Source organism: Gordonia heveisoli (assembly GCF_030315745.1).
Lineage (GTDB): Bacteria > Actinomycetota > Actinomycetes > Mycobacteriales > Mycobacteriaceae > Gordonia.
The window spans coordinates 208,805-233,201 of record NZ_JASXSH010000006.1 but is presented as its reverse complement, the minus strand read 5'-3'; the positions used below and the strand labels follow the sequence as shown (position 1 = coordinate 233,201).

Genomic DNA, 24,397 nt, shown 5'->3' with positions numbered 1-24,397 from the left:
TTCTGTGAGTCACTTTGGCGGTAACTCATTGACCCCTACGCGATGGCCCACCCCAACAGGGACACCGACACGCTCCATGACGGCCTCACCTCAGCCCCGAAACCCCACCACCCCAGGGGACTTACCCTCCGAACTGCGCAGAGCCGTGCACCTACCCTCAGCACTCTGCTGGCCGCCGCCCCATGTTTTGCTCGCGGAGCTGCGCGCAGAGTTACTCCTCCAACCGGCGCGCCCTCCTTCGTGAGGTCGCAGCGATTCGGGATTCGATCGCAACGATTGGGAAGCGCAGTCATACCGTCGACGCGCTCCGTCGGCAGTTGGCGCACGCAGAATGGCACCTTGCGCGGTACGGCGGCCCCGAACACTGAAGGACTCGGGCTCGATACCGTCTAGCTCCACCTCGGATGCGAGGTGTAAGCCCTGGCCTGACGGGTTGCCTTTGGTCCTGCCCTGCTGCCCCAGTGCTCGGTCGATCGGCGCGGATCGGAGCGTCGGACTGGGCGCGCCCCAATCGGCAGGGCAAGATGTGGTTCGTCAGCGCCGAGCCGAGGGAGCCGCAACTGTGGGGTCGATCCACGAAGTCATTGACGCGTTCAGGCAAGCGCCGTCGAACTCGGAGCGCGGGACGAAGTTCGAGAAGCTGATGGTCCGCTACTTCGAACTGGACCCGATGCTCGCACAGCGCTACGAGACTGTGTGCCGATGGATCGACTGGGACGGCCGCGACGGCAAGCCGGACACAGGAATCGACCTCGTCGCCCGCGACCGCGCGACGGGTGAAATGACGGCGATCCAGTGCAAGTTCTATGAACCTGAACACCAACTGTCGAAGGGAGACATCGACAGCTTCTTCACCGCCCTCGGCAAAGCCCCGTTCACTCGCGGAATCATCATTTCCACCACCGACCGATGGGGCAAGAACGCCGAAGACGCCTTGGACGACCAGTCCAAACCTGTGCAGCGCATCGGACTCGATGTCCTGGCCGAATCCCCGATCGACTGGCAGATTGAGTGGGCAGACGACACCTTCACCGTCGGCGTCGAACAAATCGCCCGACACAAGCCCAAAGAGCATCAGCAAATCGCGATCGACAAGGTCTTCGTTGGCTTTGCCGCCGGCAATGATCGAGGCAAACTGATCATGGCCTGCGGCACCGGCAAGACCTTTACCGCACTCCAGATCGCCGAGCGTACCGCCACTGAGAACGGTGGTCGAGCGAGGATCGTGTTCTGCGTGCCATCGATCTCGCTGTTGTCCCAGACACTACGAGAGTGGACAGCGCAAGCCACGATGCCGGTGCGCGCGTTCGCCGTCTGCTCCGACCAGAAGGTCTCCCGAGCTGCCGAGGACTCTCGCGCCTACGACGTGGCTATCCCGGTCACCACCGACCCGAAGAAGCTGACCACAGCTCTCACTAGTGCAGACAACAGTGATGGCCTGACGGTTGTGTTCACCACATACCAGTCCCTGCCAGTCGTATCCGACGCCCAAGCCAACGGTCTGCCCGACTTTGATCTGGTGCTCTGCGACGAGGCGCACCGCACCACCGGCGTCACCCTCACCGGGGCCGATGAGTCGAACTTCGTCAAAGTTCACGACCCTGACTTCCTCAAATCGGCCCGGCGCCTGTACCTCACCGCTACCCCACGCATCTATGACCAGAAGCTCAAGGACAAGGCCGAGGAGCACTCGGCCGAAGTCGCGTCCATGGACAACGAGGAGCTCTTCGGGCCCGAGTTCCACCACCTCGGATTTGGCGAGGCCGTCGAGAAACTTCTGCTCACCGACTACAAGGTCCTGGTCCTGACTGTCGACCAGTCACTGGTCGCGGGCCCGATGCAGGAACAGCTCGCCGGCCCCGACAACGAACTGAGCCTCGACGACGCCACCCGCATTGTCGGCTGCTGGAACGGGCTAGCCAAACGCGCCGGCGCGGCCATCGACGGCTCCACATTCTCCCCCGGTGAGAACCCGATGCGTCGTGCCGTGGCCTTCGCCAGAGACATTGCGTCGTCGAAATCTGTTGCCAGCATGTTCCCCGCGGTGGTCGACGCCTACCGCGACACCCTCGACGACGAGGACGGTGACGACCCCGCCACCAACAACACCGACCTCTACTGCACCGTCGAGCACGTCGACGGCACCTACAACGCCCTGGAACGCACCTCACGGATCAACTGGCTCAAAGGCGTCAGCGCGCCGCTCTCGGACAACGAATGTCGCATCCTCACCAACGCGCGCTGCCTGTCCGAAGGCGTCGACGTGCCCGCCCTCGACGCCGTGCTGTTTCTCCACCCACGCAACTCGATCGTCGACGTCGTCCAGGCCGTCGGCCGAGTCATGCGCCTCTCCGAAGGCAAGGACTACGGCTACATCATCCTCCCGGTGGCCGTCCCTGCCGAGATGAGTCCATCAGAAGCGTTGCAGGACAACAAGAGATTCAAAGTCGTCTGGGAAGTTCTCAACGCGCTGCGATCCCACGACGAGCGATTCGACGCCCACGTCAACGCCATCAACCTCAACGCCACCGACACCAAGAAGCTCGGCACCGGCACCGACTCCCTGATGGGCGGTCACATCGGACCCACTGCGACCGACGAGACCGAGACAATCGGACCCTCCGGCGACTCTCAGTCCGCTGCTGCCGATGCCGACTTCACCTCCCAGCTGGCGCTGTTCTCGCTGTCGCAGTGGCGACAGGCGATCTTCGCCCGCATCGTCGATAAGGTCGGCACCCGCACCTACTGGGAAGACTGGGCCCACGACGTCGCCGACATCTCATCCGCACAGATAACACGCATCAAAGCAATTCTCGCCCAGGGTGATCCGGACATCGAGATCGAGTTCAGCAAGTTCGTCGACGGGCTGCGCGACAACCTCAACGACAGCATCAGCACCGAAGCCGCGATCAGCATGCTCTCCCAGCACCTGATCACCAAACCCGTTTTCGACGCACTGTTCAGTGAACACTACTTCGCATCCCACAATCCCGTATCGATTGTCATGCAACGCATGATCGACACCCTCGGCGACAGCGGTCTCGAATCTGAAACGGCTAGCCTGGACAGCTTCTACGACTCCGTGCGCCTACGTGCCTCCCAGGTCACCAGCGCCGAAGGCAAGCAGCGCATCATCGCCGACCTCTACGAACGCTTCTTCAAGATCGGATTCGCCAAGCAGGCAACCCAACTCGGTATCGTCTACACCCCGGTCCAGGTGGTCGACTGGATCCTGCACGCCGCCGACACTGTCTCCCGCGAGCACTTCGGCAAAGGACTGACCGACGACAACGTTCACATCCTTGACCCCTTTACCGGCACCGGCACTTTCCTCACGAGACTCATGCAGACTGGACTGGTCACTCCACATGATCTGGCGCGCAAGTACACTCAGGAGCTTCACGCCAACGAGATCATGCTGCTGGCCTACTACGTCGCGGCGGTCAACATCGAAGCCACGTACCACGCGCTTGCGGGCAAGGCCGACACCGCTGACTACCAGCCGTTTCCGGGCATCGTTCTCGCCGACACCTTTCAGATCAGCGAAGCTGACGACACCATGGATGCCGAGATGTTCCCGGCGAACAACGACCGCATCACCCGACAGCTCGGCACCAAGATCAACGTGATCGTCGGCAACCCGCCATATTCCGTGGGCCAGGACAGCGCCAACGACAACAACGCCAACATCAAATACCCCACCCTCGACGGCCATATCGAGACCACCTATGCCGCAAGGTCAACCGCTACCAACAAGAACAGCCTCTACGACTCCTACATCCGTGCATTCCGCTGGGCCACCAACCGGATAGGCGACCAAGGCATCGTCGCTTTCGTCTCGAACGGCGGCTGGATCGACGGCAACACCGCCGACGGCATGCGCCTAACGCTCGCCGCCGACTACAGCGATCTTTACGTCTACAACCTCCGCGGAAACGCTCGGACTGCCGGTGAGCTACGCAAAAAGGAGAAGGGCAACGTCTTCGGTAGCGGCGGACGGACGACAATCGCGATCTTCGTCGGCGTCAAAGACCCTAGCCATACCGGTCCCGCCACTATCCACTACCGCGACATCGGCGACTACCTGACCCGCGACGACAAACTCCGCATCCTCGACACCGACCCGCTACCTGTCATCGACTGGAACATCATCAGCCCCAACGCCGCAGGCGACTGGATCAACCAACGCGACGACACCTTCAGCACCTACCCCGCCATCGCCGACAAAGACGGGACGGGTCCTCGCATTTTCACCAGTTATTCCGGCGGCCTGAAGACGAACCGTGACTGGTGGTGCTACAACGTATCGAAGTCCGGGGTCGAAGGCAACATGCGGCGGATGATCGACTTCTACAACCAGCAGGTCTTCGATTTCGCGCAGACTAAACCGCCAACCGACCGCAAAGAACGCGCCAGAGCCGTGGACGACTTCATCGACAACGACCCCACGAAAATCAGCTGGAACGCGAGCACAAAACTAGACCTCGCACGCAACATCACCTACGAATTCCACAGCGACGCATTACGACTAGGAACCTACCGCCCGTTCGAAAAGCGATGGGTCTACTTCGACCGCAAACTTAATGAGCGCGCCTACCAGCTCCCTACCATCTTTCCGACACCACACCACACCAACATCGGGATACTTGTTCTTGCGCCCCGGGACGGAACGACGTTTGCGGTGACGGCCACGCGAGAACTGCCCGACCTATCATTCTTCACCTACACCGCTCAGTTCTTCCCGCGTTACACCTATCGCAAACCAGACCAAGACGCCGGGACACTGGACTTCTCGACGGGCGGTTCGGAGGTGGACGAGTGGGGCTACCAGCGCGTCGACAACATCACCGACGAGATCGCGTCCCTGTACAGGTCGAAGCTCGGCGATGACGTCAGCAAGGACGACATCTTCTACTTCGTTTACGGGCTCCTGCATTCGCCGACGTACCGCGTCACCTATGCCGCCGACCTCAAGAAGATGCTACCCCGCATCCCAACCCCGGACTCTCGTGCCGAGTTCGATGCATACGTCGAGGCTGGCCGACTACTTCTGAAACTGCACGCCGACTATGAAGATGCAGACCCCTTCCCACTGGATGTTTCGGTGAAGAAGGGCCATGACCCGGATGATCCCGACACCTGGCGCGTCCAGAAGATGAAGTGGCGCTCCAAGACTGACCACACCACAATCGTCTACAACCCGTGCGTGACCATCTCCGGAATCCCGGAGGAGGCCGAACGCTACCTCCTCGGCTCACGGACAGCTCTCGGCTGGATCATCGAGCGATACCAGGTCAAGACCGACAAGGACTCGAAGATCGTCAACGACCCCAACGACTGGTGCGACGAGCACGACGACCCGACCTACATCGTCGACTTGATCCGCAAGGTCACCACTGTCGCCGTCGAGACGATGAAGATCGTTGACGGGTTGCCTTGATGCCACCAATGTCTGCGCGGCGTCCAGAGCCAAGGGCGAGCATGGCTGTTTCAGCTGGCGCGCCGTCGAATGGCCGTCTCCTCCGGTCCGCAGCAGGATTGGCAACTGTCGGACGGCGGTGCTACGTTGGTGGCAATCGACCCCCTCCCAAGCCTCTCAGCGATGCTCAAATGGGAGGGGCCTTTTCTTTCCGAGGTAGGCAGTGAAGCCGTCGTTGTCGTGGGACGAGCAGGTCAGCCTGCTTGTCAGCCGCGGACTCGGCATCGACGATGAGCGTGAATGCGCAGAGTTCCTGTCTGTTCACAACTACTACCGGTTCTCGGGCTACATGAGGTACTTCCAGATTGCGCCGCATCATGGCGACGACAACTTCGTCCCCGGCACCACGCTCAGCCAGGTCCGGGCGCTCTACGACGCCGACCAAGTTCTACGCTCAGCACTCACCGAGCAGCTCACAACAGCCGAACTGCTCCTTCGCACCCACACGGCGCACGTCATCGCCAACGACCATGGGCCATGCGGGCACTACTTGCGGGCCGAGTTCCACTCGGATGCCAGTAACTCCGAACCGACGGTCGAGTCCTGCCTGCGAGACATCGAGCGGAGCCGGGAACGCCATATCCTGCGGTATGCCGTCCCCGGCGATCGAGTGCCCGACTTCGGCGAACTACCCGTGTGGTCGGCCGTCGAGGCCTGGTCGTTCGGGACGCTGTCGAAGTGCATCGAACGAGGTGCCCAGGGCTCCCTGGCAGACGCGGTAGCAACCAGTCTCGGCGTCGCCAAGGCTGGTTTTGCGTACCGAGTCCGGGCGTTGGTCTACATGCGCAACCGCTGCGCCCATCACAGCCGAATCTGGAACCACTCGATCATCGATGCCGGGCCCACCCCGAACAACGTCCGAGTCAAGGCCAAGCGTATTGCTGGGCAGTTCGGGCCCAGATCGGCACTCGACGTCATCGCCTCGCTCGATGACATCGTCGACCGCGGCAAGGCCGGATTGCGCATCCTTCCGAAGCTCGCGGAAGCCCACAAGCAACACGCCGATTTTTGGAGAGGCCTGTCGCACCCACAGAACCCCCAGGACCATCGTCGATAACAAACTACTCCAGTGAGGGATCACCTGCGGTCTGGGAGTGCTTGGTGCCTCAGAGGTTGGATTGGATTATTTCGGAACGTTCGTGTCGTTGCTTCCGAATGCCGAATCAGATGTCTCGCAAGATGTTCCTGGTGGAGATGCGCCAGAACGCCGCCCCAGGGTGGTCGATGACACGACGCACGGCGAGCATGTGGCGCCCGAGGATCAGCGCTTTGGCTTCCTTGGTGAGATTCGCACGGTGGTAGCACAGCACCCGGGCGCCACTGTCGCGGATCGCATCTGCTTCGTGGGCCACACGCGGGATTTTGAAGTTCTGCGTGAGCGCGATCCATCCGTGGCCGGCACTGTCTTTGATCCAGTCGACATCGTCGATGTTCTGGGCGCAATCTGCGCCGTACGCGTCGGCAAGCGTCACGTAGTCGATGTCGAAATGATTGAGGGCTCGACCGATGCCTTCGGGCACACACCTGTCGAGCAGGACGGTGGGGCGATTACGCGAACCGCGAGATCCAGAGGCGGCGCTCATTGATCGCATTCACCTCCTCCGTGCTTATGCCGTAGTCGCCCGCGATGTCTCGCGTATGTTCACCGGCCTCCAGAGATCCGAGTACGGCGAAGGCTGCGACACGAGAGCTGGGGAGTGATGGCCTGCCGGCATTGAACCGCGGGTCCATCACCAACGACACATCGTCGGTCAAGGGTATTCGGAAGGCGGTGGGGTCATCGTCATTATCAAGGTCGACCCGCGAAAGGTAGTCGGCGATGATCTCCTCGATAGGCTGCTGTCCATCCTCGACACGGAACAGATATCCACGATCCCGGCGGTATAGATCGATCCCGTCAGTGAACAACACTGGGCGTGCAAGAACGTAAGGGTCATCGAACTCGGACTGCAGCCCCTCGGCCACCCTGCGGAGCTTCTGCATCGGTACTCCCGACCGCCGCAACGTACGAAGCGACCAGGTCTCAACGACACCCACGAGTGGGAGTGTCGGCCATCCACTGCGGACGGCATCGACGCTGTGGACGATCGGCTTACTCTTCGCTCCTGCTCGCGTCCAGGATCGAACGGTGCCTGTCGGCATCTCGGCCAGCGTCGCCGCCTCGGCAGGAGTGCAGATCGCCGACGTGAAGCGGATGTCGCGAACCGCGGTCACCGCCATCATGGACCTCCTACCGCATAGTCGCGAGTCTGTATCCCGGAGCGACGACGTTAGCCGGTAACTCTATCGGCCGAATGCGGGAACTGGGACGACATCAGGTCGGTGACGTTTCATCGTTCGTGCGTACACGCCCACCACTGGCTTGCAGACGAGTTGGGCGGGAGGCTGGATCTAGGCTGTCGACCCCGGTGGCCGCCTGGTGTGAGGGTGATCCACGGTGCACCCCAATGGCAAGGGGTCGAACGGATGAACCATTGGGGAATGAGCAACGATTCCAGACTCAGTGGCGTCATTCCGCCAGCGTGGCGGAACCAGCGCGAACCCACCGGCACCGACACACCGACAGCGATAGATGCCTCCGCCGTGCTCATCCCTGTCGCGATCAACCGCCAGAACTGACGTTGCACCGCCCGTGAGGGCTGCGGCCGCCCGGGCGAACGTATCGCCGGCCGCAACGCACGATCAGCGCGCCACTGCCGACGAGCCCCCTCGGGGACATCGCTCGTCTTCTTGCTCCAGTCCGCCGTCACCATCGCGCACACCTCCAAGATCAAGGTGTTGCGTCGACCGGTTGAATCCACCCAATACCTGTCGCTGACCTATACCGATCGGCTGATCGAGTTGGGAGTCATTCCGTCGGTCGGCACTGTCGGCGACTCCTATGACAACGCCCTCGCCGAGAGCGTCAACGCGTCCTACAAGACCGAGCTGATCAGGCAGCGTCGGCCGTGGCGCACCGTCGAGCAGGTGGAGCTGGCCACCTGCGAATGGGTCTGGTGGTACAACCAACAACGTCTTCATGAAGCGCTCGACTATCAACCACCCACAGAGTTCGAGGCCACCCTCAACGGCGCCTCAGCTACCTGCGAGCCGGCCGTCCCGGCCCTCGCAACCACATAGGAACTAAACCTGGGGTACTTCAACCGAACCCGCGACTACCAACCACCACAACGACCCACACCCGATGAACCCCCACAAACGCAATAAGCCGCGACATCGTCTGTCAACGATGTCGCGACTCATCACAACTGTGGGCGAAGGGGGACTTGAACCCCCACGTCCCGAAGGACACTGGCACCTGAAGCCAGCGCGTCTGCCATTCCGCCACTCGCCCGTGACCGCCGATTTCTCGGCTGGCATGTTCGTTGATCTGGGTTCGATCAACGGACTGGAAGACGATAGCACGCGGCCGGCGAGGACAAGAAACCCGCAGGACAATCGGCTGAAACGGTGGTCGTGACCGGCGTCGCATCATCTGGACGGATGAACTGGAACCCGCGTCGACAGCTCCGACGTTGACCCTGCGAACCAACAAATACACTGTTGCGGCTGATGCAGGTGGTACAGCAGTTGCCTTGATGGCACGATGATTGCACATTGTCGCTATCATCAATCAAGGCCCGATGCACGGCGACACGCTCTAAGCCGCGAAAGGAGGTCACCGGGTGGGGATCCTGCAACGAATCGAGCGCAAGCTCGAAGGTGCCGTTGACGACGGCTTCGCGCGCGTTTTCGGTGGTGCTGTCGCGCCGCAAGAGATCGAGATCGGGCTGCAGCGCGAAGCGGAGGAGTCACTACAGAACCTCGGTGACGGCACTCTGCTCGTGGCCAACAGCTATACGCTGCTGTTCAGCCCATCCGATCATGACCACGTCGCGGCCGAATATGAGCTGAACCGTAAGACGTTCTCCAAACATTTGGGAAACTTCATCAAAGACAATGGATGGCAGACCTACGGCGAGGTCGTCGTAGAGTTCGAACAGTCATCGTCGTTGCACACGGGCATATTCCGTGCGCACGGCACGGTCAACCCGGACGCGGCGCCGCGTCCGGCGCCGGCCGGAGCGAACGGTCACCACCGTCCGCAGCAGCAGGCAAATGCCCCTCGACCAGCACAAGTAGGAGCCCCGAACATGACGCAGAATCCCGGATACGACCAGCGCCGGGGTCAAGACCCCGCGTACGGCCAGCAGGGTGGCTACGACCAGGGCGGCTACGACTACCAGCAGGGTGGTTACGAGCAGCAGGGTCAAGGCGGCTATGACCAGCAGGGTTACAGCCAGCAAGGTTACGACCAGCAGGGTTACAGCCAGCAGGGTTACGACCAGGGCTACCAGCAGGGCCAGGGTGGCTACGACCAGCAGGGCTACGGCCAGCAGTACGACCAAGGCGGCTACGGCCAGCAGCCCGCCGGCTATGACCAGCAGGGTTACAGCCAGCAAGGTTACGACCAGCAGGGCTACAGCCAGCAGGGTTACGACCAGGGCTACCAGCAGGGCCAGGGTGGCTACGACCAGCAGGGTTACGGCCAGCAGTACGACCAGGGTGGCTACGGCCAGCAGCCCGCCGGCTATGACCAGCAGGGCTACGGCCAGCAGCCCGCCTACGGTCAGCCGCAGGGCGGCTACGACCAGGGTTACGGCCGCGCACCGGCCGGCTACGCCCCGACGTCGATCACCCTGATGCTCGAGGACGGCAGCAACCGCACCTTCCAGCTGCACGAGGGCTCCAACGTCATCGGCCGTGGGCAGGACGCCCAGTTCCGGCTCCCCGACACCGGCGTCTCCCGTCGCCACGTCGAGATCCGCTGGGACGGCCAGACCGCCATGCTGACCGACCTCAACTCGACCAACGGCACCACGGTCAACGACGTCGCGGTCAACAGCTGGGAGCTCGCCGACGGCGATCGCATCCGCCTCGGCCACTCCGACATCACCGTCCGGTTCCGCTGACAGCACCCGGCATCACCGACCGAAGCGCACCAGATAGCGCTTCGGTCACGGTTGATACCGAACTGTCATATGTCCAATGACGGACACCGCGTTTTCTGCCCATAAGATTTCAGTCGGGTCTGCGACACGACTGGCGCCTGGGGCGGAAGCGAGTGGACCGTATGTGTGAGGCGCTGGAGGTGAACACGACATGCAGGGCTTGGTGCTGCAATTGACCCGATTCGGGTTCCTGATCCTGCTGTGGTTGTTCGTCTTCGCAGTGATCCGCACACTGCGCAACGACATCTCCACCGCCGGTGGCCTGCGTCTGCCGCGCTACTCCGGAGGCGGCGACAAGCGTCGACGCAGCCCCGGCGTCCGCGGCTCCGCGCGCTACCTGGTCGTCACCCACGGCGCACTCGCCAACACCCGGATCAGCCTGGGTAATCAGGCGGTGCTCATCGGCCGGGCCGACGACTCCACTCTCGTCCTCACCGACGACTACGCCTCCGAGCGGCACGCCCGCCTCACCCGCCGCGGCGACGACTGGTACGTCGAAGACCTCGGCTCCACCAACGGCACCTATCTCGATCGGTCGAAGGTGACCACACCGATCAAAGCGCCGATCAACACGCCGATCCGTATCGGCAAGACCGTGATCGAGTTACGCCCGTGACCCTTGTCCTGCGTTATTTCACGCGAAGCGACCGCGGCCTGGTCCGCTCCAACAACGAGGACTCGGCATTCGCCGGACATCGGCTCCTCGCCCTCGCTGACGGGATGGGCGGCCACGCCGCCGGTGAGGTCGCCAGCAGGCTCGTCATCGAAGCCCTGAGCGTCCTCGACGCCGACGAACCCGGCAACGACCTGCTCGGCGCCCTCGAAGAGGCCACCCGCATCGGCAACGAGGCGATCGCCGCCGAAGTCGAAGCGGCCCCCGAACTCGACGGCATGGGCACCACGCTCACCGCGATCCTGTTCTCCGGAAGCCGCATCGGCCTGTGCCACGTCGGCGACTCCCGCGGCTACATGTTCCGCGACGGACAGATCAGCCAGATCACCCGCGACGACACCTTTGTCCAGACCCTCGTCGACGAAGGGCGCATCACTCCCGAACAGGCACACACCCATCCGCAACGGTCACTGATCATGCGTGCCCTCACCGGCACCGAGGTCGAGCCGACACTGACCATGCGTGAGGCCCGCGCCGGGGACCGCTACCTGCTGTGCTCGGACGGACTGTCCGACGTCGTCACCGAAGACACCCTGGCCGAAACGCTCGGTTCCTACCCCAACCCGCAGGAATGCGCCGACCGGCTCATCGAACTCGCCCTGCGCGGCGGTGGCCCCGACAATGTCACCGTCGTCATCGGCGACGTGGTGGAGAACGAGGTCGGCCAGTCACGTCCCATCATGGGTGGCGCCGCCGACGGCAACGAGGACACCTACACCCCCGACCCCAAGACGGCCGCCGGCCGGGCCGCCGCGTTGCGGCCACCGCCACCGGAACCGGTCCGCTCGGCCATCCTCGACGCCGAACCCGCCCCACCCAAGAGCACCAAGGTGCGCAACTGGGTGATCGTCGGCATCATCGTCGCAATCATCATCGCCCTGGCGGCCGCCTTCCTGGTGTTTCGAGCCGTCGTGAAGAACAACTATTACGTCTCCGAATCCAACGGCGAGGTCGTCGTCTTCCAGGGATCGCCGGAATCCTTCGGCTTCTTCAGCATCAGCACCCCGGTCCAGCGGGTGTGCGTGGAAGACGTCACCACGGCGCCCACCCCGCGCTACACCTTCATCGACTACGACAGTCGTTGCGCGCGTGCACTCCAGGTCGCGGATCTGACGCCGGAGGGCAAAGAACACGTCTCGATGGTGTCCATCCGGAACGTCAAACAGCCCACCGCCGAGGACCGTGCACGCACCGAACTGCCGTTCCAATGCGATCCGGCCCCGACCGTGTCACCGACACCGACACCGTCGACCCAGGGTCGCGAGCAGACGGCCACCCCGGCACCCCGACCGGGCACGTCGGGCAACAGCTCCGAAACCAGCCAACCACCGTCGGAAGGCAATCCGACCCACCCGGGTAACGGATCGTCGCCGACCGTCGCGAGCTGCCGGCAGGTCTGATGAGTCAAGCCGCGCCCGCACCACATGCACCTCCGCGCCAACCGGATGAGCAGTCGGGACGCAATGTCGAATTGCTCCTGCTGACCTTCGCCATCGGGTTGGTGACCGTCGCCCTGCTCATCGTCCAGGCCGCCCAGGACCAGGGATTCTCCGTCGATCTGCTCAAGTACATCGGCGCGTACGTCGCCCTGTTCGGCTTCGCGCACGTCGTGATCCGCCGCTACGCGCCGCACGCCGATCCGGTGTTCCTGCCGATCGTCGCGGTCCTCAACGGCCTCGGGTTGGTGCTCATCCACCGGCTCGACCTGGGTACCGGCGACGGCGTCGCACCCGGCTCGGTGGAGATCAGCCACGACGCCGACCAGCAGCTGCTGTGGGCGACGCTGGGGATCGTCGCGTTCGCCGCGGTCCTGATCCTGATCCGAGATCACCGGACGTTGTCGCGTTACGCCTACACCCTCGGTCTGGGCGGTCTGATCTTCCTGGCGATCCCGGCGATCCTGCCCGCCGGATGGTCGACGATCAACGGGTCGAAGATCTGGATCCGGACCCCGCTGTTCAATATCCAGCCCGGCGAATTCTCCAAGATCCTGATCATCATCTTCACGGCCGCCTTCCTGGTATCGAAACGAGACCTGTTCACCACCGCGGGCAGGCACTTCCTGGGCATGGACCTGCCGCGCGGCCGCGACCTCGGACCGCTGCTGGCCGCGTGGGCGATCGCCATCGGCGTGCTCGCCTTCGAATCCGACCTGGGTACCTCGCTGCTCATCTTCTCGACGATGCTGACGATGCTCTACGTCGCGACCGAACGCGTCGGCTGGTTGATCATCGGCGTCACCCTGTTCGCCTTCGGCGCGGTCCTCGCCTACTCGCTGTTCAGCCACCTGCAACTGCGTGTGTCGGTGTGGCGCGATCCCTTCGCCGACTTCTACGGCGACGGCTACCAAATCGGTCAGAGCCTGTTCGGCCTCGCCACGGGCGGACTGTTCGGTACCGGCCTCGGCTCCGGCCGGCCCAATACCGTGCCGTTCGCCAACACCGACTTCATCATCGCCACGATCGGCGAGGAACTCGGCCTGGCCGGGCTGGCCGCGGTCCTGGTGCTATTCCTGGTGCTCGTCATCCGCGGTCTGCGCACCGGCATCGCGGTCCGCGACAGCTTCGGCAAACTGCTGGCCACCGGATTGTCGTTCACCCTGGCGATGCAGGTTTTCGTCGTCGTCGGCGGTGTCACCAAACTCATCCCGCTGACAGGTCTGACCACGCCGTTCGTGTCCTACGGCGGTTCGTCGCTGCTGGCCAACTACATTCTGCTGGCGTTACTCATCCGCATCTCCAACGCGGCGCGTGAACCCGATCCGAGTCGCCGACGCGGCGCGACCCGCTCGGTGGACACGATGCCGACGAAGGCGGTGCCGCGGATATGAACACACCGATCCGACGGGTCGCGGTCGCGGTCATGGTGATGATCGTCGCGCTGCTGGCCAACGCCACCTATGTGCAGGTGTTCAAGGCCGACGCGCTGCGCACCGACAGCCGCAACTCGCGCGTCCTCTTCGACGAGTTCTCCCGACAGCGCGGTCTCATCACCGCGGGCGGCACTGTCATCGCACGTTCCGTCGCCACCGGCGGCCGGTTCAAGTTCCAGCGCGAGTATCCGCGGGAGACGGCGGTGGCGTTCGCGCCGATCACCGGACGCTTCTCGTACATCTACCTGAACACGCAGCTCGAAGAGGCCGAGAACGCCATCCTCAACGGCTCCGACGATCGGCTCTTCGGTCAACGGTTCATGGATCTGCTGTCCGGTCGGGATCCGCGGGGCGGCAACGTCGTCACCACCATCGACCCCAAGCTGCAGACGGCGGCCTACAACGCGCTGATCAACGGGCCGTGCGACGGGCCGTGCCGCGGCGCGGTGGTCGCATTGCAGCCCAACACCGGCAAGATCCTCGCGATGGCCTCGACGCCGAGCTATGACCCGAATCTGCTGTCCACCCACGACGCCGAAGTCCAGCAGGCGAATTACGAACGGCTGTCGTCGAATCCGCGTGATCCGCTGCGCAACCGGTCGATCAACACGCTCTACCCGCCCGGCTCGACGTTCAAGGTGATCACCTCCGCTGCCGCCCTGCGCGACGGCATCTCCCCCGATATCCGGCTGACCGCGGCGTCGTCGATCACGCTGCCCGACACGACCACGCAGCTGCCGAACTACGGGGGCGAGACCTGCCCCGGTTCGTCAGGCGGAACCGTCTCATTGGAGACCGCGTTCAAGTACTCGTGCAACACCGCATTCGCCGACCTGGTCACCACGAAGATGAAGGATGCGTCCTCAGTGTTCACCGAGACCGCGCGGCTGTTCGGGATCGATCAGCCCGGCCCGGACATCCCGATGACCGTGGACGAATCGACTATCGGCGACGTCAGTTCACCCGACAAACTCGCCCAGGCGTCGATCGGCCAGCGTGACGTCAAGCTGACCCCGATGATGGCCGCGACCATCGCGGCGACCGTGGCCAACGGCGGAGTTCGGATGCGGCCCTATCTGGTCGATAAGCTACAGGCGGCGGACTTGCGGACCCTGAGCACGACCACGCCGTCGACGGTCAATCAGCCGATCAGCGCCGACCAGGCAGAGACACTGAAGAGGATGATGATCCTGTCCGAGCAAGAGACCTACGGTAGCGGGGGTCCGGTGTCGATCGCCTCGAAGACCGGCACCGCCGAAACCGGCAGCGCCACCGGCACGCCGCTGTCCTGGTACATCGCGTTCGGGCCGTCGTCGAATGCGGAGATCGCGGTGGCGGTGGTCGTCGAGAACGGGCAGTACGGTTCGGATTCGGTGGGTGGCACGGTCGCCGCGCCGATCGGACGGAAAGTGATCAACGCACTGGTTGGAGGTGGAGGACGATGACCTTGCAGAACGGCACGATCATCGCCGATCGCTACCGGCTCATGCGCCTGATCGCCACCGGCGGCATGGGTCAGGTGTGGGAAGCGCTCGACACCCGACTCAATCGTCGGGTCGCGGTCAAGGTCCTCAAGGCCGAGTACACCAACGACCCCGAGTTCATCGCCCGGTTCCGTGCCGAGGCGCAGACGACCGCGATGCTCAACAACCCCGGCATCGCCAACGTCTTCGACTACGGCGAGACCCCCGACCGGCAGGGTGGCGAGGCGCTGGCCTACCTGGTCATGGAACTCGTCGACGGTGAGCCGCTGAACGCTGTCATCTCCCGTCTGGGCAAGCTGTCGCTGACCAACACCCTGGACATGCTCGAGCAGACCGGTCGCGCGTTGCAGGCCGCACACAGCCAGGGTCTGGTGCATCGCGACGTCAAACCCGGCAACATCCTGATCACCCCGACCGGCCAGGTGAAGATCACCGACTTCGGTATCGCCAAGGCCGTCGATTCGGCACCGGTCACCCAGACCGGCATGGTGATGGGCACCGCCCAGTACATCTCCCCGGAGCAGGCCACCGGCGGTGAGGCGACCGCTGCGTCGGACGTCTACTCGCTCGGCGTCGTCGGGTACGAGGCGCTATCGGGCCGCCGACCCTTCCTCGGCGACGGTGCGATCACCGTGGCGATGAAACATATTCGTGAAACACCGCCCCCGCTGCCGGGCAATCTGCCTGCGGGAGTGCGCGAACTGATCGAGATCACGCTGGCCAAGGAGCCGCAGCAGCGTTACGCCAACGGCGGCGAGTTCGCCGATGCGGTCGCCGCGGTCCGGGCGGGCCGACGTCCCCCACGTCCGGGTACCGCCGGTGCTGCCGCTGCCGCCGGTGCGGCCGTCGGAGCAGGTGTCGCCGGGCGTACCGCAGCCACCCGCGTGGTGACCTCGGGGCAGACCTCGCGTCCCACCACGCCACCGCCGACGCAACCCCACGAGCCCGACGACGGGGGTTGGACGACCGGGCAGAAGGTGCTGGCCGGGATCGCGGGCGCACTGCTCGCCGGTGCCATCGGTCTCGCCGCGTACGGGCTGCTCGGCCGCGATTCGGGTTCCGCGGACACCCCCGCACCCCCGACGTCGACGACGATCACCGAAACCCAGACGACGACCGTCGCACCGCCGCAAACCACGGAGGAGACGACCACCACGACCACCACGCGGCGGCCGACCACCACCACGACCACCACGGAGTCCAGCGAACCGGAACCGCCGAGCAGCGAACCGCAGTCCGAGACGACCACCCCGCAGACCGACACGGGCGCGTCCACCGCACCCCCGTGGTTCACGTTGCCGAGCATCCCATGATGTCGACCCCACACCATCTCTCCGACCGCTACGAACTGGGCGAAACGCTCGGCTTCGGCGGTATGTCCGAGGTTCACTACGCCCGCGACCTGTTGTTGCACCGCGACGTCGCGGTCAAGGTGCTGCGCGCCGACCTCGCGCGTGACCCGTCCTTCTATCTGCGTTTCCGTCGCGAGGCGCAGAATGCGGCCAAACTCAACCACCCGACGATCGTCCAGGTCTTCGACACCGGCGAATCCGAGACCGAGGACGGCCGGCTGCCGTTCATCGTGATGGAGTACGTCGAGGGCGACACCCTGCGCGACATCCTGCGCGCCAACGGCCCGATCGCACCGCGGCAGGCGATGACGTGGATGGCCGACGTGGCTGCCGCGATGGACTTCTCCCACCGCAACGGGATCGTCCACCGGGACATGAAGCCCGCGAACGTGATGATCGACAAGTCCGGTGCGGTCAAGGTGATGGACTTCGGTATCGCGCGCGCGATGAGCGACACCAGCGCGACGATGACCCAGACGTCGGCGGTCATGGGCACCGCCCAGTACCTGTCACCCGAGCAGGCCCGGGGCATCAAGGTCGACCCGCGCAGTGACATCTATTCGATGGGCTGTGTGCTGTTCGAGCTGCTCACCGGGGAGCCGCCGTTCACCGGTGATTCGCCCGTCGCGGTGGCTCATCAGCATGTGCACGAAGATCCGCCGTGGCCGTCGGAGATCAACCCCGCCATCCCGCGGGAACTGGATTCGGTCGTCCTCAAGGCGATGAGCAAGAACAAGGAGAACCGCTACCAGTCGGCGGCGGATCTGCGTTCGGATCTGATCAAGGTGCTCGCCGGCGGCAAACCGTCGGCCCCGCTGTTGCTCTCCGACGAGGAGCGCACCGAATTCCTCGACAGCGGTCCACGCCGCGCGCTGCGCCTCGACGGCGGTGATCGGGATCCGGCCACCGGCGAGGCCGACGACCTCACCCCGATCCGTCGGCGATCCACCCCGCTGATCGTCGGGGCCCTCGCCGCAGTCCTGTTGCTGGTCGTCGCCCTAGTCCTGTTCTGGGCGCCGTGGAGTTCCGAGGACGCCCGGCAGGTTGCGGTGCCGACCGTCACCGGTCAATCGGAGCAGGACGCGCAGTCCGCGCTGGAGAAGGCGGGATTCAGCGTCAAGGTGATCGCGGAACCGAGTCTGACCGTCGAGCAGGGCCGCGCCACCCACACCACCCCTGGTGGCGACAACGTCACCGCCGCGGACGGATCGGAGATCACCCTCTACGTGTCGTCGGGTCCGCCGAAGGTGAAGATCCCCGACATCCGCGGCAAGACCGAAGCCGAGGCGGTCGCCGAACTCGACCGCCTCGGATTCACCAATCACAAAGTGACGCAAGTCGATTCGACGACCGAGCTGAAGGACAGGGTCGTCGAGACGGCGCCGATGATCGGTGTGGAGGCACCGGTGAACGGGGTCGTCGAGATTCGCATCGGCTCCGGCCCCCGGCTGGTGACGATCCCCAACCTGGTGGGTCTGACCGAGGATCAGGCACGGGTCCAGCTCGACCAGATCAAGCTGAAGGTGAGCACGACGGCGGTCGATTCCGACCTGCCCGCCGGTCAGGTCGTCCGGTCGACGCCGACCGACGGGGCGCAGGCCGAAGAGGGCAGCACCGTCGAACTCGCTATCTCGCGCGGCAACATGTTCGTGATGCCGAATCTGCGGGGCCTGACGCCCGCGCAGGCCGCCACCGAACTGGAGTCGGCCGGGTGGCAGCGCTCGACCCTGACGCGGACGACCCGCAACGTCGGATTGGGTAGCCCCGACGACGGGAAGGTCATCGGGCAGCAGCCGAGTGCGGGTTCGAAGGTGCGGAAGAACGGATCCATCACCATCGTCGTCGGCCAGACCAGCATCCTGCCGAACTGAGTGTCGGGGCCCCGGCGGACTGCCGGGGTCAGCCGATCGCGGAGGCCATCTCGTTCTCGAGAGCGACGACCCGATCTTCGGCGACGTCGACACCGCAGATGCGTAGCCAGTTGGCCAGCATGCGGTGACCGCCCTGGGTGAGGACGCTCTCCGGATGGAACTGCACGCCATGGATCGGCAGTTCGCGGTGCTGCATGGCCATCACGATGCCCGATTCGGTCCGCCCGGTGACGACGAGTTCATCGGGGATGGTCTCGGGTACGACCGTCAGTGAGTGATAGCGCGTCGCGGTGAACGGGTTCGGCAGCCCCTCGAGCACGCCGATGCCGTCGTGTTCGACCAGGGACGTCTTGCCGTGCAGCAACTCCGGTGCGCGGTCGACGGTGCCCCCGAAGCCGGCTCCGATGGCCTGGTGGCCCAGGCAGACGCCCAGCAACGGAATGCGGTCGGCGGCGGCGACCTGCACCATCGGCATCGTCGCGCCCGCTCGCTGGGGCGTGCCCGGTCCGGGGCTGAGCAGCACGCCGTCGAAGTCGGCGACCGACTCGCGCAACCGGTCGTCGGCGACCTGGGGGTCGTCGTTGCGCCACACCACTGCCTCGACCCCGAGCTGGCCCAGGTACTGGACCAGGTTGTAGACGAAGCTGTCGTAGTTGTCGATCACCAGGATGCGCGTCACCTCGACAAGATACCGCCGACGGCCGCAACGACTCGCATCGATTTCGCGGCGGGCCTTCCGGCAGGTGGCTGTGCCAGGGGTTCCGACACCGGCGACCTGGTGAGATACCGTAGTGACAGCGTCTGCGCACATAGCACGACGGCCCGCATCCGACCCGGGTGCATCACGGCCTGTACTGCGCGAAGGAATGACCGCCACGGCGGTGCACCACAACAGAGGAAGCCATGCCGAAGTCAAAAGTCCGGAAGAAGACCGACTACACGATCAACCCGGCCAGCCGCACGCCGGTCAAGGTCAAGGCCGGCCCGTCCAGCAGCATCTATGTCGGCGTCATGCTCGGCCTGATGATCTTCGGCCTGGCATGGCTGATCGTCTACTACCTGGCTGCCACCGAGAGCACCTATGGCGCCGAGGGCGAGCCGCTGCACTGGATGTACAACCTCAGCGCCTGGAACTTCCTCATCGGCTTCTCGTTCATGGTCGCCGGCCTGCTGATGACCATGCGGTGGCGTTGACCTGCACTTATCCCCGACCGACGGGTTATCCACAGAAACGAATCACATGTGTGTAATTCATCCCCACTGTGGAAATTACATGTGTGTAAGTAGTCCCCACTGTGAGTAAAGCCTGTGGATAACTCTGTTGGTGACGCTGTGAACAGGTGGGCGACGCCCATTCCGGCCGCCACCGCAGTGTGCGGTGGCGGCGTAGTGCTGCTGGTGGCGGCATGGTTGGCCGCACCCGACCGTGCGGGGGCGGTGATGATGGCGGTCGCCGGGGTACTGCTGCTGGGAGTCGGGGGCTATGCCCTCGCGATCCGGCCCCGCCTGGTGGTGGACAGCAACCCACCCCGACTGACCGTCCGCACGATCACCGGCACCCGCACCCATGATCGCGCGCAGGTCGCCCGCATCCGGCTGCTCTCGATGCGCCGGATCGGGCGTCGGGTGGGACAGCTGGAGATCGAGACCACGGTCGACGGCCAGTCGTCCGACGCCGACACCCACCTGACCGTCTTCGGCCGGTGGGATCTCGGTGCCGATCTGATCGATGTCGTCGACGAGCTCCGCCGGGCGGGATTCGTCGTCGAGGACGTCCGCGACTGAGCGGGATCACACGAGCGAGACCGACCGATCGGGGATGGTCAGCGCAGGATCATCGGGCCGTCGTAGAACATGCCCGCTCCGACGCCCAGTGCGAGCGCGACGACCAGCAGCGCGGCGAGCCCGACCCAGCCGATCCGGGCCGCTGCGGCGGCGGTGCGCTTCTCCGCCGGAATCATCTCGGGTAGGTAGAGCACCGCGGCGGTCGCGGCGATACCGAACAGCAGGCCACCGAGGTGGGCCATCAGCGAGACCCCGGGTAGCGAGATCGACAGCACGACGTTGAATCCGATCACGGCCAGCACCGGCGTCAGCGACGCCTTGGCCTTGATCAGGAAGACCAGCAACGCACCCATCAGGCCGTAGATGGCACCGGACGCACCGGCGGTGCGGACATTGTCGTCTTCGAAGAGCATCACGGCCGCGCTGCCGCCGAACAGCGCGATCAGGTAGACGGCGATGTACCGCCATGGACCGAGGACTCGTTCGAGGTCGCGGCCGATGATGTAGAGCGAGATCATGTTGACCGCGACATGCATCACGGAGAAGTGCAGGAATCCGGCGGTCAGGAGGCGCCAGTACTCGCCGTCGCCGACGATCCCGCGCACCAGGTCGCCGTCGATGAACAGCGGTGCGTCACCGGGTTCACTGAGCCCGGCCTGGGCGACGCAGAGCGCGAAGATGGCCAGGTTGATGGCGATCAGCGCGTAGGTGACGATCGGCGTGCGCGCCGCGAGCGTGGTGATACTCGGTCGCAGGTTGGCCGGGGATCGCTGTACCCCGTCGGCACGCAGGCAATCCACACAGTGCTGCCCCACCGCCGCCGGGTGGAGGCATTCCGGACACGCCGGCCGCCCACACCGGCTGCAGGACAGGCCGGTGGGGCGGTCGGAATGCCGGTAGCACACCGCCCGATAGGCGGTGTGCGGTTCGGTTGTCAGTTGACTTCGACCTTCTCGATGACGACCTCGTCGACCGGACGATCGGCGCGGTCGGTGGAGGTGGTGGCGATCGCGTCGACGACGGCCTGGGACGCGGCGTCGGTGACCTCACCGAAGATGGTGTGGCGTCGGTTCAGGTGCGGGGTCGGGCCGACGGTGATGAAGAACTGGGATCCGTTGGTGCCCGGGCCGGCGTTGGCCATCGCGAGCAGGTAGGGACGGTCGAACTGCAGTTCCGGGTGGAACTCGTCGGCGAACTGGTAGCCGGGGCCGCCGCGACCGGTGCCGGTCGGGTCGCCGCCCTGGATCATGAAGCCCTCGATGACGCGGTGGAAGACCGAGCCGTCGTAGAAGGGGCCGGTGTCGGTGCCCGCGGCGTTCTTCTGGCTGTAGTCCTTGCTGCCGTCGGCCAGGCCGACGAAGTTGGCCACGGTCTTGGGAGCGTGATTCGGGAACAGTTCGACGACGATGTCTCCGCGATTGGTCTTCAGGGTCGCGGTGGTTTTCGGGGTACTCATGGTCTCCATCCAACCATCCGATGCGGGGGTCGAGACAGGGCATCGCCGCACCTCGGCGCCGATCGTTTGTCATCGCAGGTCTGCGAGCTGGCATCACGTACCGGCGGCTGGCACTCTGGAGGCCATGCCCACGAAGTTTCTGTTCGCGATCATCGGTGCCGCAATCGCGGTCGCCGCAGCCGGTGGAGCCCTCTTCGCCCGCCGCAGCCGGCGTGAGACACCGCCCGTTTCGGCGACGGTGCCGCGCATCGAGGAGATCTCGGCCGGCTCATCGGCTACGACGCAGTCCCGGGCGTCCTGACCTGGCCGGAACGACGGCGCCTGCGCCCTTGTCGTGACTGCACGGGTAATTTGTAATGGTGACCTCCGACGACGAGCGCCCACAGGACCTGACCACCGGACCCAGCTCCGGTGACCGGGGACCCACCGATTCGTCGGGCGAGGGCCCAGCGGCCGGTGGCCCGCCTCCCTGGGAGCGCGCCCCGAAGGCCCCCAACACCTCACCCAATCCGATTCCCGGCAACACGGGATCCTTCGAGCGCCAGTCGACGCCGGCGGAGAGTCGGCCCGGTAGCTCCGGCCCGTCCGTTCTCGGACCGGCGGTCGCGGGCACGTGGGGTCCGGCTCCTACCGGTGGTGATTCCGGTGGCGGTGAGCGGCGTGGCAGCGCGCCGCGGCCCGACCCGGGGCCCGACCCGCGTCCCCCCGCTCGATCGGGGCCCCCGCCGGCCGGTCCACGCGTCCCGACGTCGGGTCCGCGTCCCGGTGGTGTGCCGCAGCGTCCCGGCGGTCCAGGTCCGGTACCGCCCGGTGCTCGTCCTCCGGCGGGTCCTCCCGGTCCGCGACCGGGCGGGCCACCCGGATCGGCAGGTGGTCCGGGTCCCGGTGGCCCGATGGCGGCCGGACCGCGACCCGGCCCGGCCCCCGCACCCGGTCCCCGACCTGGCGAACCCCGACAGCCTCGGCCAGAACCCTCCGACGCCCGACCGGCACCCGGAGCCGCACCGACACGTCGGGTTTCCGAGCCCCACGCAGCCGACGCGTCCGGTCGTCCGGAGCCGTTCTTCGCCGACGGCCCGGACGATTTCGAGCCGATGGCCGACCCCGCGCCACCTCGGCGGCGCGAACCCGGCCAGGATCGCGTTGCGGAGAAGCCACTCGCGTATTCCGCTGTCGCCGAACCTGTTTCGTCCGACCCTGACTACGATCCCGATTACGACCCTTATGACGACGCCGACGAGGAGGTTCCCGTGAGTCAGCCCGACATCGCCGCTCGGCGCCCCCGACCCGGAGATCGATCCCCGACCGTCACGTCCGCACAACCCCGGACCAACCGGATGGCGATCTGGGCACTGATCTGCTCGGTCGTCGGCTGCCTGTTCCCGGTCGGTATCGGCTTGGCCTTCAAGGCGCGGGCCGACATCCGGCGTCGGAACGAAGAAGGTGACGTCCTCGCGGTCGCCGCCCTGATCGTCGGGTTCCTCTATCTCGCGGTGATCGTCATCGGACTCATCGTCTACTGGTGGATCAAGAGCGGAAGCTGAGGTCCCCCGCCGACAGCCGGGCGATTTCGCCCGCGAGGTTGTCCCGCGCCCGATCCTCCCATCGCGCGATGCCGACCTTGGTGTGAAAGAGGTTGGGCTGATTGAGAAGTCGGCCGAGGACATCCGCCCGACCGGCGCAGTACAGGTCGTCGGGTACCGCCAGATACTCCTCGCGAACAGCACGGGCATAGGCCTGGTAGTCGGCCGGTTCGGCAGCCAGCACGGCGAGATCGGCGTCGCAGAGGGCGGCACCGTTGGGATCGTCGGCGCCCACGTGGTGCGTCGCGGTCAGCTCGACGAGTCGCACGACCTCGTCGACACACTTTCGCCCGGCCAGTTCCGCGGCCGCGAGTTGGGCCGATCGTCGTTCGTTGTCCGGACCCGGGATGTCGTAGACCGCGTCGTGATACCAGGTGGCCAGCACCACCGGTTCGTCGTCGAAAACGATTCCGGCCGAAGCTAATTCGTCCAGTCTCAGCAGCATGTACCGGAGATGGTCGATGGTGTGGTACCGCCGCTGTTCCTCGTTCCAGCGGCTGACGAGCCGACCCCGTCGAACGTCGTCCAGGTAGCGGCACGTCTCGATCGGGTCAGACATGGAATTCGCCCTTGGGCAGCCGGGCCCGGGCCGTGTCGGGCGGGCCGGTCGGCGAGTGGGTCACCGTCCAATTGTCCGGTAGTGCAGTGAAATCCATCCACCGTCCATGACCGAGGTAGAGGGAGTACAGGTGTTCGTCGGGGAAATTCCCCAGCCGCACAAAGTACTCGGCCGCACCGATGACGCCGTGGAACCAGCCGTCGTCGTCGGGATCGGCGACGAAATCGATCGGTGAGGCCAAGGCCGCCTCCAGATCTGCCACCTGCGCCGCTCGAAACACCATGCCTGCCCC

General features: G+C 65.0%; 20 protein-coding genes, 1 tRNA gene and 2 pseudogenes. 14 read left to right on the top strand and 9 right to left on the bottom strand.

The window, feature by feature from the left end; genetic code table 11:
* Positions 1-562: 562 nt before the first annotated feature.
* The gene (locus QSJ18_RS07875) at positions 563-5,440 is read left to right on the top strand and encodes a DEAD/DEAH box helicase (RefSeq protein WP_286325785.1); all 4,878 of its coding nucleotides are present in this window, start codon (positions 563-565) and stop codon (positions 5,438-5,440) included.
* Positions 5,441-5,654: 214 nt separating this feature from the next.
* The gene (locus tag QSJ18_RS07870; protein WP_286325784.1) at positions 5,655-6,536 is read left to right on the top strand and encodes an Abi family protein; all 882 of its coding nucleotides are present in this window, start codon (positions 5,655-5,657) and stop codon (positions 6,534-6,536) included.
* Positions 6,537-6,642: 106 nt separating this feature from the next.
* Here the strand turns inward: QSJ18_RS07870 and QSJ18_RS07865 are convergent, their stop codons facing one another.
* From QSJ18_RS07865 to QSJ18_RS07855, 3 genes and pseudogenes are all read right to left on the bottom strand, one after another.
* A complete protein-coding gene (locus QSJ18_RS07865; protein WP_286325783.1) occupies positions 6,643-7,062 on the bottom strand; it encodes a PIN-like domain-containing protein in 420 nt (139 codons plus the stop codon).
* The gene (locus QSJ18_RS07860) at positions 7,028-7,702 is read right to left on the bottom strand and encodes a hypothetical protein (RefSeq protein ID WP_286325781.1); all 675 of its coding nucleotides are present in this window, start codon (positions 7,700-7,702) and stop codon (positions 7,028-7,030) included. Before QSJ18_RS07860 ends, QSJ18_RS07865 begins: the two co-directional genes overlap by 35 nt.
* A gap of 272 nt (positions 7,703-7,974) precedes the next feature.
* A pseudogene (locus QSJ18_RS07855) lies at positions 7,975-8,232 on the bottom strand (IS30 family transposase); the annotation flags it as partial.
* A 46-nt stretch (positions 8,233-8,278) separates the two neighbouring features.
* Here QSJ18_RS07855 and QSJ18_RS07850 point away from each other — a divergent pair.
* Positions 8,279-8,599 (top strand): annotated as a pseudogene (locus QSJ18_RS07850) (transposase); the annotation flags it as partial.
* Between the two features lie 131 nt (positions 8,600-8,730).
* Here the strand turns inward: QSJ18_RS07850 and QSJ18_RS07845 are convergent.
* Positions 8,731-8,813 (bottom strand) — tRNA-Leu (locus QSJ18_RS07845).
* A 331-nt stretch (positions 8,814-9,144) separates the two neighbouring features.
* Between QSJ18_RS07845 and QSJ18_RS07840 the strand changes: the two genes are divergently transcribed.
* The 7 genes from QSJ18_RS07840 to pknB all read left to right on the top strand — a co-directional run bounded on the left by QSJ18_RS07840 (position 9,145) and on the right by pknB (position 18,722).
* Positions 9,145-10,431 (top strand): DUF3662 and FHA domain-containing protein, encoded by a 1,287-nt coding sequence (locus QSJ18_RS07840; protein WP_286325780.1) that lies wholly within the window; start codon positions 9,145-9,147, stop codon positions 10,429-10,431.
* A gap of 190 nt (positions 10,432-10,621) precedes the next feature.
* Entirely contained in the window at positions 10,622-11,086 is a 465-nt protein-coding gene (locus QSJ18_RS07835; RefSeq protein WP_286325779.1) for an FHA domain-containing protein FhaB/FipA, read from the top strand.
* Positions 11,083-12,543 carry a PP2C family protein-serine/threonine phosphatase gene (locus tag QSJ18_RS07830; protein WP_286325778.1) on the top strand — a complete coding sequence of 487 codons (1,461 nt, stop codon included), beginning with the start codon at positions 11,083-11,085 and terminating at the stop codon, positions 12,541-12,543. Before QSJ18_RS07835 ends, QSJ18_RS07830 begins: the two co-directional genes overlap by 4 nt.
* Positions 12,543-13,973 carry an FtsW/RodA/SpoVE family cell cycle protein gene (locus QSJ18_RS07825; protein WP_286325777.1) on the top strand — a complete coding sequence of 477 codons (1,431 nt, stop codon included), beginning with the start codon at positions 12,543-12,545 and terminating at the stop codon, positions 13,971-13,973. The genes QSJ18_RS07830 and QSJ18_RS07825 overlap by 1 nt, the downstream gene beginning before the upstream one ends.
* Positions 13,970-15,460, top strand: a complete 1,491-nt coding sequence (locus QSJ18_RS07820; RefSeq protein WP_286325775.1) for a penicillin-binding transpeptidase domain-containing protein — start codon at positions 13,970-13,972, stop codon at positions 15,458-15,460. The genes QSJ18_RS07825 and QSJ18_RS07820 overlap by 4 nt, the downstream gene beginning before the upstream one ends.
* Entirely contained in the window at positions 15,457-16,812 is a 1,356-nt protein-coding gene (locus QSJ18_RS07815; RefSeq protein ID WP_286325773.1) for a protein kinase domain-containing protein, read from the top strand. Before QSJ18_RS07820 ends, QSJ18_RS07815 begins: the two co-directional genes overlap by 4 nt.
* A complete protein-coding gene (gene pknB, locus QSJ18_RS07810) occupies positions 16,812-18,722 on the top strand; it encodes a Stk1 family PASTA domain-containing Ser/Thr kinase (RefSeq protein ID WP_286325772.1) in 1,911 nt (636 codons plus the stop codon). The genes QSJ18_RS07815 and pknB overlap by 1 nt, the downstream gene beginning before the upstream one ends.
* A gap of 28 nt (positions 18,723-18,750) precedes the next feature.
* Here pknB and QSJ18_RS07805 read toward each other — a convergent pair whose 3' ends face one another.
* Complete coding sequence (locus QSJ18_RS07805; RefSeq protein WP_286325771.1) at positions 18,751-19,401, bottom strand: aminodeoxychorismate/anthranilate synthase component II; 651 nt, start codon at positions 19,399-19,401, stop codon at positions 18,751-18,753.
* A 224-nt stretch (positions 19,402-19,625) separates the two neighbouring features.
* Between QSJ18_RS07805 and crgA the strand changes: the two genes are divergently transcribed.
* Positions 19,626-19,916 (top strand): cell division protein CrgA, encoded by a 291-nt coding sequence (gene crgA / locus QSJ18_RS07800; RefSeq protein ID WP_286325770.1) that lies wholly within the window; start codon positions 19,626-19,628, stop codon positions 19,914-19,916.
* A gap of 114 nt (positions 19,917-20,030) precedes the next feature.
* Positions 20,031-20,507 carry a PH domain-containing protein gene (locus QSJ18_RS07795; protein WP_286325769.1) on the top strand — a complete coding sequence of 159 codons (477 nt, stop codon included), beginning with the start codon at positions 20,031-20,033 and terminating at the stop codon, positions 20,505-20,507.
* 38 nt (positions 20,508-20,545) lie between these two features.
* Here QSJ18_RS07795 and QSJ18_RS07790 read toward each other — a convergent pair whose 3' ends face one another.
* Both QSJ18_RS07790 and QSJ18_RS07785 read right to left on the bottom strand, forming a co-directional pair.
* The gene (locus QSJ18_RS07790) at positions 20,546-21,307 is read right to left on the bottom strand and encodes a rhomboid family intramembrane serine protease (protein ID WP_462476014.1); all 762 of its coding nucleotides are present in this window, start codon (positions 21,305-21,307) and stop codon (positions 20,546-20,548) included.
* A gap of 134 nt (positions 21,308-21,441) precedes the next feature.
* A complete protein-coding gene (locus QSJ18_RS07785; RefSeq protein ID WP_286325767.1) occupies positions 21,442-21,963 on the bottom strand; it encodes a peptidylprolyl isomerase in 522 nt (173 codons plus the stop codon).
* Positions 21,964-22,087: 124 nt separating this feature from the next.
* Here QSJ18_RS07785 and QSJ18_RS07780 point away from each other — a divergent pair, with 124 nt between their 5' ends.
* Both QSJ18_RS07780 and QSJ18_RS07775 read left to right on the top strand, forming a co-directional pair.
* On the top strand, positions 22,088-22,264 hold the full coding sequence (locus tag QSJ18_RS07780) for a hypothetical protein (RefSeq protein WP_286325766.1): 177 nt from the start codon (positions 22,088-22,090) through the stop codon (positions 22,262-22,264).
* Between the two features lie 949 nt (positions 22,265-23,213).
* Positions 23,214-23,507, top strand: coding sequence for a DUF4190 domain-containing protein (locus QSJ18_RS07775; protein ID WP_286325764.1), 294 nt, complete (start codon positions 23,214-23,216; stop codon positions 23,505-23,507).
* Here the strand turns inward: QSJ18_RS07775 and QSJ18_RS07770 are convergent.
* Together QSJ18_RS07770 and QSJ18_RS07765 are read right to left on the bottom strand one after the other, a co-directional pair.
* On the bottom strand, positions 23,491-24,105 hold the full coding sequence (locus QSJ18_RS07770; RefSeq protein ID WP_286325763.1) for an HD domain-containing protein: 615 nt from the start codon (positions 24,103-24,105) through the stop codon (positions 23,491-23,493). The genes QSJ18_RS07775 and QSJ18_RS07770 overlap by 17 nt on opposite strands.
* Positions 24,098-24,388 carry a hypothetical protein gene (locus QSJ18_RS07765; RefSeq protein ID WP_286325762.1) on the bottom strand — a complete coding sequence of 97 codons (291 nt, stop codon included), beginning with the start codon at positions 24,386-24,388 and terminating at the stop codon, positions 24,098-24,100. Before QSJ18_RS07765 ends, QSJ18_RS07770 begins: the two co-directional genes overlap by 8 nt.
* Positions 24,389-24,397 lie beyond the last annotated feature (9 nt).